This is a genomic window from Mycobacterium sp., from assembly GCF_052145595.1.
In the GTDB taxonomy this organism is placed as follows: domain Bacteria; phylum Actinomycetota; class Actinomycetes; order Mycobacteriales; family Mycobacteriaceae; genus Mycobacterium.
Genome location: NZ_JBKQOI010000314.1, coordinates 1 through 10,699, shown reverse-complemented (window position 1 = coordinate 10,699; position 10,699 = coordinate 1). Strand labels below are relative to the sequence as shown.

The following is a 10,699-nucleotide window of genomic DNA, read 5'->3' as shown; positions in this document are numbered from 1 at the left end:
GCCGTCGGCGCGACCCAACTGCAGCACCCCGACCAGGCCGACTACCACGTCCAGATCGGGACCGGCCGCATCCTGGCCATCATCAACGCACAAAGCACCGCCCGCGACACCGCGCCACTGGAGGCGTTCCTCACCGAGCTGCGGCTCGCCAGGGGACGTGCCCTGCTGCAGACTCTCCCTCCCGCATAAGGTGACCGCATGCGGACAGCTCGACTCATCCACATCATCCGGCAAATAGGGTCGCTGGGGGTGACGGCGGTTACCGCCACGTCCACCCTCAACGCCTACCGACCGCTGGCGCGCAGCGGATTCCCGTCGCTGTACTCGTGGACGTTCGGCCTGGTCGTCACCGAGCTGCCGCTGCAGACGCTGGTGAGCCAGCTCGGCGGGCTGGCATTGACGGCCCGCCGCCTCACCCGGCCGGTGCGAACCATCGCGTGGCTGGTCGCGGGCGTCTCGGCACTGGGTTTGTTGAACTTCAGCCGCGCCGGCCACAAGGCCAATGTCCCGCTGGGCGAGGCGTTGGACGACGGCCTGGGACCGGATCGCCGCACCGAGTCAGCGGGTCTGTGGCGCCGGCCGGCCGGTGTCGGCACCGCCAAGACGCCGGGACTGCTGCGGATGTGGCGGATTTACCGCGACTACGCCCACGACGCCGACATCAGCTACGGCGAATTCGGCAGCGCCAACCACCTGGACATCTGGCAGCGTCCCGATCTCGATCCGAACGGAAAGGCGCCGGTGCTCTTCCAGATCCCCGGCGGCGCCTGGACGACGGGAAACAAACGCGGACAAGCACATCCGTTGATGAGCCACCTCGCCGAGCTGGGCTGGATCTGCGTGGCGATCAACTACCGGCACAGCCCGCGCAACACCTGGCCCGACCACATCGTCGACGTCAAGCGCGCCCTCGCGTGGGTCAAGGCACACATCGCCGAATACGGCGGCGACCCCGACTTCATCGCCATCACCGGTGGTTCCGCCGGCGGCCACCTGTCGTCGCTGGCGGCGCTGACGCCCAACGACCCGCAGTTCCAGCCCGGATTCGAAGACGCCGACACCCGGGTGCAGGCGGCCGTGCCGTTCTACGGCATCTACGACTTCACCCGCCTCGACGACTCGATGCATGCGATGATGCCGGGGCTGCTCGTCAAATCGATTATCAAACAACGGCCCTCGACGCACCTGCAGACGTTTGTCGCCGCGTCGCCGATACACCACGTAAATGCCGACGCTCCCCCGTTTTTCGTGCTGCACGGCAGAAACGACTCGCTGGCCTACGTCGAGCAGGCGCGTGACTTCGTCGCCAAGCTGCGGCAGGTCAGCACGCAGCCCGTCGTGTACGCCGAATTGCCTTACACCCAGCACGCTTTCGACATCTTCGGCTCGGCCCGCGCGGCGCACGCGGCGGTCGCCGTCGAGCAGTTCCTGGCCGAGGTCTACGCGACACAACGCCAGGCCAACGTGGCCTAACCGAGCACCCGGGCCACCACGGCGGAAATCATGGCCTCCGGGTCCTGCCGAATGCCGACGGCGCGCAGTTCGCCACCGATGGCAAGCGAGGCGACGCCGTGCACCAGGGACCACAGCGGCGCGGCCATCTCGCGCGGGTCTTGGCCTTCGACGATCCCCGCGATCCCCGCCTCCCGGCACCTCGTGATCGCGTCGAGCAGGTCGCCGAACGCCTGCTCTGCGGCAGCCTCCAGGCTCGGGTGGTCCGCCTTTACGTTCTCGGCCCCGAACATGACCTGGTAGTGGTCCGGATGGGCGATGGCCCAGCGCACGTAAACCCGGCCGAGTTCGACCACCCGGTCCTTCGGCTCCGGTGTGGCATCGGCGGCCGCGGCCAGCTCGGCGTGCAGGTCACGGAATCCCTGTTCGGCGACGGTGGCCAGCAGCTCGGCCTTGTCGGCGAAGTGCCGGTACGGCGCCGCGGCGCTGACGCCGGCGCGCCGTGCCGCCTCGGTCAGGGTGAAGCCCTTCGGCCCCTTCTCGGCCACCAGCGACAGGGCGGCGCTGGTCAGCGCTCGTTTGAGATCGCCGTGGTGGTAGCTGCCCCGACGCGCCGCAGTGGTCTTTGGTGCCATGTTGACGACATTAACATTCCGGTCTATGTTAATGCTATTCACATCTGCGGAAGGAGCGGAAATGGACCAGCAACTCATCACCGACCGCGCCGGCGACCGCGACCGGGAGAAGACGGCCGCGCGCCTGGGCCAAGCGCTCGCGCAGCGCTACCTGGAGCTCGACGAATACGAGCAGCGGGTGCAGGCGGTATTCCAGACGCACACGACCGGGGAACTGAGGGAACTCGTCGCCGATCTGCCGCTGGATCGCATCCGGCGTGCCGATCCTCGCCGCCGCGCCGCGCGCATCGCAGCAGCCCGCCTCGGGGTGCGCATTCACCTCGCCGCCTACCTGGCGATGACCGTCGTCGTGCTCACCGTCTGGGCGGCGGTCGCCGTCACGACGGGCGCGTCGTACTTCTGGCCGATATGGCCCATCCTCGGTGCCGCGATCGGCCTCGTCAGCCATGCCCTGGCCGTCCGGCCGGTTACGAAAACTATTGGAAAATAAGGAGTCACGATGTCAAAACAGGCCGTTATCACCGGTGCCAGTTCGGGATTGGGCGCGATCTTCGCCGACCAGCTCGCGAAGCGTGGCCATTCTTTGGTGCTCGCCGGGCGCAACGAGACTCGTCTGAAAGCGGTGGCCCAACAGGTCGACCGGACCGCCCCGAATGTCGAGCTGGTCGTCGGTGACCTGGGCACCGGCGACGGCGTCGATGCCCTGGTGGCCCACCTCGGCGGGCGGGAGATCGACGTGCTGGTCAACAACGCCGGGTTCGGCACCTACGGCCCGTTCGCGGAGCTCGACGCCGGTCGCGAACACGAGCTGGTGGCGGTCAACGTCGACGCGCTAGTGCGGCTGACCCACGCGGTGCTTCCGGGCATGCTGGCCCGCGGCCGCGGCGGCATCCTGAACGTGGCCTCCACCATCGCGTTTCAGCCCGGCCCCTATCAGGCCACCTACGGCGCCTCGAAGGCGTTCGTGCTGTCGCTCAGCCAGGCCCTGTGGGCGGAGACCCGCGGCTCAGGTGTCACCGTGACCGCGTTGTGCCCCGGGCCCACCCGCACCGGATTCGTCGACGCGCTCGAATCGGATGTCTCGCACACCGCGATCTATCGACACCTCGCCGACCCCGAACCCGTGGTGGCCGCCGGGCTGCGCGCCCTGGACCGCGGCCACGCCGTGGCCGTTCCGGGATGGCGCAACCGGTTGACGTCCAGCTTCGGCCGGCTGGCACCCGGTTCGCTCTCGGCGCTTGTCACCGGCCGCATGCTGCGGCCCGCCGACGCGGCCTGAGCGGGTAGACATGACAGGGAAAGGCTGTCGGACGCGACCGATCATCAACTAACGTCTCCCGTGGCCGCTGTGGTGATGGCACGGGAAGCGAGAAGAATATGACCGAGGGCGACCCAACGGTGGTTCAACACCAAAGCGGAGTGACGGTGTCCACGCTGCCGCAGGCATTTCAGCAGACCGCGGCTTTGAAGCCGGACTCGGTGGCCATCCGCACGGTCGGTGACGAGACCGTCCTCACCTGGCGGGAGTACGCCGATCGGGTACGCAAGATCGCCGCCGGGCTGGCGGCACTGGGTGTCGAACGCGGCCACACGGTCGGTCTGATGTTGCGCAACCGTCCGGAGTTCCATTTGGCGGACACCGCCATCATGCATCTCGGCGCGGCCCCATTCTCGATCTACAACACCTCGGCGCCGGACCAGATCCGGTACTTGTTCACCAATGCCGAGAACAAGATCGTGTTCACCGAAAAAGACTTTCTGCCCGCTATCAGGGCGGCCGGGGTTGACCTCGCCCACGTGATCGTCGTCGACGCCGGTGTCGATGGCTGCGACACCCTCGAAAACCTCGAATCCGCTGGAGCCAGAGCCGATTTCGATTTCGATTCGACGTGGCGGGCGGTACGGCCGGACGACCTCGCGACGCTCATCTACACCTCGGGAACCACCGGCCCGCCCAAGGGCGTCGAGCTCACCCACGCCAACGTGATGGCCGAGTTCTCGGCGATAGTCGACCTTCTCGAGCTGCAGGCAACCGACCGGATCGTCTCCTACCTGCCGCATGCGCACATCGCCGACCGCGTGACCGGGCACTACGCCAACATGGTCCTGGGGGTGCCGGTGACTGACGTCGACGACCCCAGGGCGATCGCGGAGGCGCTGCCGGATGCTCGTCCCACCGTGTTTCTCGGGGTGCCGCGGGTGTGGCACAAGGTTAAAGCCGGGATCGAAACGAAGCTTGACGCCGAGGCGACCGGGCTCAAGCGCCGGTTGGCGCTGTGGGCCGTCGACACCGGTGTACAGGCCGCCCGGCATACCTTGGCGGGCAAGTCGCTCTCCCCGTCGCTTGCCCTTCGCCGCGCGGTCGCCGACCGCCTCGTGCTGGCCAAGGTGCGTGCCGCTCTAGGCCTGGACCAGTTGCGCTGGGGAGTAACCGGTGCCGCCCCCATACCGGTCGAAACAATCGAATTCTTTTGGGGTCTGGGCATTCCCGTCTACGAAGTGTGGGGCGAGTCGGAGTGTGTGGGAGGTGCGACCTCCAACCGGCCGGGCTCCAACAAGGTCGGTTCGGTCGGGCCGGCGCTGCGCAATGTCGAGATCTCGGTGGCAGACGACGGCGAACTGCTGATACGCGGGCCGGTCGTGATGCGAGCCTATCGGCAGCAGCCGGAGAAGACCGCCGAAGCGATCGACGCCGACGGCTGGCTGCATACCGGCGACATCGGCACCATCGACGCACAAGGCTTCGTCACCATCGTCGACCGCAAGAAGGATTTGTTCGTCAACGAATCCGGAAAGAATCTCTCCCCCACCAACATCGAGATGGCCGTCCAGGCCACGTCCCCGTTGATCGACCAGGTGGTGGCCGTCGGCGATGCCAGGCCCTACGTGACGGCGCTCATCGCCCTCGACAGCGAGGCCGCCGCCGCAGAGGCGGCGGCGCTCGGCATTTCCGACCCGTCGGCCGCCGCTTTCGCGCAACGTCCCGAGGCAAGGGAATTGCTCACCGCCGCTGTCCGCGAAGGGAACTCCAAACTTTCCCGCGTCGAGCAGATCAAGCGGTTCCTCATCGTCGGCACCCCGTGGGAAGCCGGCGGAGACGAGCTCACCCCGACGATGAAACTCAAACGGAGACCGATCGCGGAGAAGTATGCCGCGGCGATCGACAACCTCTACGCCGCGACGCCGGGGCCGGACGTCATCAACTTGCCTGGCTGACCTTCGAATCCGAGCACCCGAGCTATGACCGCTTCGTACCTGCGATGGATAGCAGGGGGCGCCGCCAGGCCACTGATCAATGCGTATCGGCGCACGGGCGCCGATGTGCCTTTCGGCGATCCAGTGCCTTCGCATGGGTGCGAAATGGAGGGCTGGTTCTGGCGCCTCACCGATTCCGCCTCGGGTCGCGTCGTCGTCGCCCTGTGCAGCGTAAACCGGAACCGGGACGGGGACTGGGCCACGGTCGCGGTCGCATTGCACCCCGGCGGCGTCGTGCGCTCCGCGGCCTTGGACGCTGCCGAAGCCGAATCGTCCCTCTTCTCAGTGCATGCCGGGACCGGCCCGATGGAGCGTTTGGAGGCGGGCATCGGTCAGCTCCGGATCGACCTCGACGATATCCACCTTGATTTGCGTTTTGCCGATTCATTCGAATGGCCCAAGGCCTTCGGCGGCGGCGGCATCTTTTCGTCGATTCCCCTTCTCAACCAATACTGGCACCCCTACCGCCTTGGCGGAAAGGCAAGCGGCACAGTCAGATTAGATGGAGACACTTGGTCGTTCGATGGCGCCCTGCTGTACGCCGAACGGAACTGGGGCACGGGCTTTCCCGAGCGCTGGTGGTGGGGTCAGGCCCACGATTTCGGCGGCGCTGACGTCTCGGTCGCGTTCTCGGGTGGCCTTCTTGAGCTCGGCCCGATCCGCCGGGATGTCACCGGAGTGGTAGTGCGACTCGGTGACCGGGTGATCCGGATGACGCCGCCGGCGCTGGTGCGATCGCACGTCACCGACGGACGCTGGACCGTGTCGGCCCGCACACCGCGCTACCAGATCGAGCTGGACGCAGACGGCACTCACCTGGACCCACACGTCCTGCCGGTCCCACTACCCGCGGAACGGCGCAACGTCCACACCGACTTCGAGCATCTTGCCGGTCGACTTCATTGCACGGTGCGTAAGTTCGGCCGGGTCGTGTTCGACGGCACCTGCGAGCTCGCCGGTCTGGAAATTGGCACCCGGCCGGCTGTCAGCCAAGTATCGGGAAACGGCGCTGGCTGGCCAGACGGGTGAGCCCCCGGACCGTAGCCCGAGCGCTGGCCGTGCGCGGTGGGTCGCCGGAGAGGTTTACTGCACCGTCACGCTCACCGTATACGTGCAAGCCGGTTTGGCGTCCTTGCCCACGATGCTGGCGTAAGAGGTGGTGATCGTCGTCGTCCCCGGCTGCAAAGCCTCGAACGTCCACACCTCGGTGCCGGGCGCTCCCAGCGCGTCGGAGGTCGGTTGCACAAACCGGTGACCCGTTTGCTTCACGATCGTCGAATCGCCGATCTTCGTATCAGGCGCCCACCGGTACGGGGTGGAGTAATTCGAGCCCAACTTCACCGTCAGCGTGTTGCCGACCGGCAGCGTGACGTCCTGCGTGATGACGCTCTGCCTGAGCACGTCGTCCATCGAGACCTGGAGGGTCTTGTTCGTCGGTGGGTTCCTAGAGGCGAAATGGCAGCCCGACACCGCTGATGCAATGAGCACGACGACTGCCAACAGCAGCCTGATGTTCACGTGATTCCCCCTTCAATCCGCTCCGGAGCCTAATATTCCAGGTCGGCCTGAGGACCGGCGGTGAGCTGGGGTTTTGGTGTACCCAAAGCGGCCGCGGCCATCCCGACTGCGCGTTGCGATATCGCATGCGCTATCACTTTTGAGATCCACGTGGTGCCCCTCTGACGGTGCTCACGTGACAGATGTGGCCACCGCGCGAATCGGGCACAGGTCCGGCAGGATGGGCTGGGTGTTTGGGCTTGTCCTCATCGTTGCGCTCGTTTCCACCGTCATCGTGGGGACGGTCATCGGCCGGCGCTACAGCGTGGGTCCCCCGGTGCTGCTCATTTTGCTGGGAGCCCTGCTGGGTCTGATCCCCAGTTTCGCTCATGTCCACATCAATGGCGAGCTCGTGCTGCTGCTGTTCCTGCCGGCAATCCTCTACTGGGAGGGCCTGAACACGAGCTTTCGCGAGATCCGCCAGAACGCGCGCATCATCGTTCTCCTCAGTGTCGCCCTGGTGATCGCCACCGCGGTGGCAGTGTCGTGGACGGCGCGGGCGATGGGCATGGAATCCCACGCGGCGGCGGTCCTGGGTGCCGTGCTGTCGCCGACCGACGCCGCCGCCGTGGCCGGCCTGGCGAAACGCTTGCCGCGCCGATCGCTCACCGTGCTGAAAGCCGAGAGCATCATCAACGACGGCACCGCGCTGGTGCTGTTCGCCGTGACCGTCCACGTCGCGATCGGCGGTGCCGCGATCGGCCCCTCCGATTTGGTCGTCCGGTTTATCGGGTCCTACCTCGGCGGCATCGCCGCCGGGCTACTGGTCGGCGGGTTGGTGACCCTATTCCGCAAGCGAATCGACGCACCGCAAGAGGAAGGAGCATTGAGCCTGCTGACGCCGTTCGCGGCGTTCCTGCTAGCCCAGGCGATGGACTGCAGCGGAGTGGTCGCGGTCTTGGTGTCGGCTCTGGTGCTCGCGTACGCCGGGCCGGTGGTGATCCGGGCTCGTTCCCGTCTGCAGGCCTTTGGATTCTGGGACATCGCGACATTCCTGCTCAACGGCTCGCTGTGGGTGTTCGTAGGAGTCCAGATCCCGGGCGCGCTGCGCGGCATCTACAACGTCGACGGCGGACTGGGCCACGCCGCCTACATCGCGCTCGCGGTCACCGGCGTCGTGATCGCGTCTCGGATCGTGTGGGGGGAAATCACCACCTGGCTGCTCCGTCTCTTGGATCGCCGCGACGTGCAGCGCACCCGTCGCGGCACCTGGCGTCAGCGCTTCGTCACCGCCTGGGCGGGATTCCGCGGAGCCGTTTCGCTCGCCGCGGCGCTCGCCGTCCCGACGGCCACGCTGAGCGGCGCGCCATTCCCGGACCGCAGCCTGCTCATCTTCATCGTGACCGTCGTCATTCTGGTGACGGTCCTGGTCCAGGGGACCACGCTGCCGGCGGTGGTCCGCTGGGCCCGGATGCCCGACGACGTGTCCCACGCCGAGGAGCTGCAACTGGCCCGCATTCGGGGTGTTCAAGCCGCTCTCGATGCCTTGCCGGTGGTCGCCGGCGAGGTCGGTATCAGCGAGGACCTGCTGCGGCGGCTGCAAAAGGAATATGAAGAAACCGCGGCGCTGGTCAGGGCCACCGAAGACGGTTCCGCGGACAACCGCCTGGTCAAGGGCAAGGAGAAGGTCCGGCGGGTTCGTCTGGGCGTGCTCGAACATAAACGCCGGGAAATCACCGCGCTGCGAAACCAGAATCTCATCGACGACATCGTGCTGCGCGAGTTGCAAGCCCAGATGGACCTCGAGGAAGTGCAACTCCTCGACTCCGCCGACAGCGATTGAGTGGAGCGGATTGCGGCGCCAGCGACCAGACTGACTGCATGGTCTCGACAACCCCCGATCAACCCGTGCGCAGCGCGCAAAAGATCGTCGACGTGCTCTCGGCGCAGGGCGTCGAGTACATCTTCGGCGTACCCGGCGCCAAGATTGACGCCGTCTACGACGCCCTGGTCGACGGCGGCCCGCAGCTGATCGTCTGCCGCCACGAACAAAACGCGGCGTTCATGGCCGGGGCGATCGGTCGCCTCACCGGTAACCCGGGTGTGGTGCTGGTGACTTCCGGACCCGGCACCACCAATCTCGCCACCGGTCTGCTCACCGCCAACACCGAACAGGATCCGGTGGTCGCGCTGTGTGGTGCTGTGAGCCGCGAGGACCGGCTTAAACGCGCCCATCAGTCGATGGACGCCGCTGCACTGCTCAGGACGGTCACCAAGTTCACCGGCGAGATCAGCGACCCCGACAACGCCGCCGAGGCCACCATCGGCGCGTTTCGCGCCGCGGTCAGCGACCCGCGCGGGGCGGCCGCCGTCGTGCTGCCCGCCGACGTTCTGGCGGCTCCGACGGCGGCGGGGATCACGGCGCGGCTGCCGGTCCCACCGCTGGCGGCCGCCCCCGGGGCCGCAATCAGTAGCGCAAGCGAGCTGATCCGCGCCGCGCACCGACCGGCGCTGTTGGTCGGTAACCGCGGCGCCGACCCGGACAGCTGCCAGGCGCTGCGTACCCTGGTCGCCGCAACGGGGCTGCCCGTCGTGGAAACCTTTCAGGCCGCCGGGGTGATTTCCCGCGCGTTGGAGGACCACTTCCTCGGCCGGGTGGGACTATTCCGCAACCAGCCCGGCGACGTCATCCTCGCCCAGGCCGACGTCTTGATCGCCATCGGATACGACGCCGTCGAATACGACCCGGTGATGTGGAACAGCGAAGTCACGCGCACCGTCGTGCATATCGACTCCGTTCCCGCCGACATCGACAACCATTATCAGCCGACGCTGGAACTGCGGGGCAACATCGCGGCCACCCTCACGGCCTTGACCGACAGCCTGGCCGGTCTCGCCCTCACCGACGACTATCGGGCCGAGATCGCCACGCAGCGAAACGCGTTGGCCGACATCGACGTCGCCGCGCGCAACCACATTCCCGACGGCCCCGGGCTCAACCCGGTCGCCGTCGTGCTGCGGCTACGTGAAGAACTCGACGACACCGCCACCATCACCTGCGACATCGGCTCGGTCTACATCTACATGGCCCGCCATTTCCGCGTCTACGAGCCCAGACGGCTGCTCTTTTCCAACGGGCAACAGACCCTGGGCGTCGCCCTGCCGTGGGCGATGGCCGCCTGCCTGGTGCGGCCCGGCACTCCCGTCGTGTCCGTCTCCGGAGACGGCGGATTCCTGTTCTCCGCCCAGGAACTCGAGACCGCGACCCGTCTGGGTTTGACGTTCACCCACATCATCTTGCGCGACGACAGCTACGACATGGTGGGCTTTCAGGAAGTCCTCAAGTACAAACGCAAATCCGGCGTGCAACTCGGAGACTACGACATCGTCTCCTACGCAGCGGCTTTCGGCGCCCGCGGTTACCGGGTGGAGACCCTGGACGATTTCAGGGCCACGGTGCGCCAAGCGCTGGCCGAGGAGGGGCCGTCCCTGATCGATGTTCCTGTGGATTACAGCCGCAATACCGACCTCGCCGCACACCTGCACGACGACACCTTCGAATAGACCCGGAAGGCGGCACCATCATGAACGACGCAACCGGCGCGTATGAGCGTTTCCGCGATTGGGCGGCAACGCTTCTCAGGCAGCGACAGCCTGCGGCCGGCCACGACGATGAGGTGTTTCAATTCTCGACGATCAGTGCCCTGCTCGACGGCGTCTACGACGGCGACGCCACCGTCGCCGACATCCTGCGGCACGGCGACTTCGGCCTGGGCACCTTCAATCACCTTGATGGCGAGATGGTCATCCTCGACGGCGTCTGCTATCGGTTGCGCGCGGACGGAACCGCCACCCGGGCG

At 66.8% G+C, this 10,699-nt stretch carries 11 protein-coding genes; 9 read left to right on the top strand and 2 right to left on the bottom strand.

Annotated elements, in window-relative coordinates; all coding sequences use genetic code 11:
• Together ACLP4W_RS26435 and ACLP4W_RS26430 are read left to right on the top strand one after the other, a co-directional pair.
• Positions 1 to 189 (top strand): hypothetical protein (locus tag ACLP4W_RS26435; protein ID WP_442390337.1); only part of this gene is annotated, 189 nt, incomplete at its 5' end.
• Positions 190 to 198: 9 nt separating this feature from the next.
• Positions 199 to 1,473 (top strand): alpha/beta hydrolase fold domain-containing protein, encoded by a 1,275-nt coding sequence (locus ACLP4W_RS26430; RefSeq protein WP_442390336.1) that lies wholly within the window; start codon positions 199 to 201, stop codon positions 1,471 to 1,473.
• On the opposite strand, the gene ACLP4W_RS26425 is transcribed toward ACLP4W_RS26430, so the two are convergent.
• Positions 1,470 to 2,087: a TetR/AcrR family transcriptional regulator gene (locus tag ACLP4W_RS26425; RefSeq protein ID WP_442390335.1), complete on the bottom strand. Its 618-nt coding sequence runs from the start codon at positions 2,085 to 2,087 to the stop codon at positions 1,470 to 1,472. The two genes, ACLP4W_RS26430 and ACLP4W_RS26425, sit on opposite strands and share 4 nt — an antisense overlap.
• Before the next feature lie 61 nt (positions 2,088 to 2,148).
• Here ACLP4W_RS26425 and ACLP4W_RS26420 point away from each other — a divergent pair, with 61 nt between their 5' ends.
• The 4 genes from ACLP4W_RS26420 to ACLP4W_RS26405 all read left to right on the top strand — a co-directional run bounded on the left by ACLP4W_RS26420 (position 2,149) and on the right by ACLP4W_RS26405 (position 6,371).
• Positions 2,149 to 2,577, top strand: coding sequence for a DUF1707 domain-containing protein (locus ACLP4W_RS26420; protein ID WP_442390334.1), 429 nt, complete (start codon positions 2,149 to 2,151; stop codon positions 2,575 to 2,577).
• Positions 2,578 to 2,586: 9 nt separating this feature from the next.
• Positions 2,587 to 3,366: an SDR family NAD(P)-dependent oxidoreductase gene (locus ACLP4W_RS26415; protein ID WP_442390333.1), complete on the top strand. Its 780-nt coding sequence runs from the start codon at positions 2,587 to 2,589 to the stop codon at positions 3,364 to 3,366.
• 98 nt (positions 3,367 to 3,464) lie between these two features.
• Positions 3,465 to 5,303, top strand: coding sequence for an AMP-dependent synthetase/ligase (locus tag ACLP4W_RS26410; protein WP_442390332.1), 1,839 nt, complete (start codon positions 3,465 to 3,467; stop codon positions 5,301 to 5,303).
• Between the two features lie 24 nt (positions 5,304 to 5,327).
• Positions 5,328 to 6,371, top strand: coding sequence for a tocopherol cyclase family protein (locus ACLP4W_RS26405; protein WP_442390331.1), 1,044 nt, complete (start codon positions 5,328 to 5,330; stop codon positions 6,369 to 6,371).
• Between the two features lie 54 nt (positions 6,372 to 6,425).
• Here ACLP4W_RS26405 and ACLP4W_RS26400 read toward each other — a convergent pair whose 3' ends face one another.
• Positions 6,426 to 6,860 (bottom strand): protease inhibitor I42 family protein, encoded by a 435-nt coding sequence (locus ACLP4W_RS26400; RefSeq protein WP_442390330.1) that lies wholly within the window; start codon positions 6,858 to 6,860, stop codon positions 6,426 to 6,428.
• Positions 6,861 to 7,089: 229 nt separating this feature from the next.
• On the opposite strand from ACLP4W_RS26400, the gene ACLP4W_RS26395 reads away from it, so the two are divergent.
• The 3 genes from ACLP4W_RS26395 to ACLP4W_RS26385 form a co-directional block, all read left to right on the top strand.
• Positions 7,090 to 8,682: a Na+/H+ antiporter gene (locus ACLP4W_RS26395; protein WP_442390338.1), complete on the top strand. Its 1,593-nt coding sequence runs from the start codon at positions 7,090 to 7,092 to the stop codon at positions 8,680 to 8,682.
• 38 nt (positions 8,683 to 8,720) lie between these two features.
• Positions 8,721 to 10,403 carry an acetolactate synthase AlsS gene (gene alsS / locus ACLP4W_RS26390; protein WP_442390329.1) on the top strand — a complete coding sequence of 561 codons (1,683 nt, stop codon included), beginning with the start codon at positions 8,721 to 8,723 and terminating at the stop codon, positions 10,401 to 10,403.
• 20 nt (positions 10,404 to 10,423) lie between these two features.
• A partial coding sequence (locus tag ACLP4W_RS26385) for an acetolactate decarboxylase (RefSeq protein ID WP_442390328.1) occupies positions 10,424 to 10,699 on the top strand: 276 nt, incomplete at its 3' end.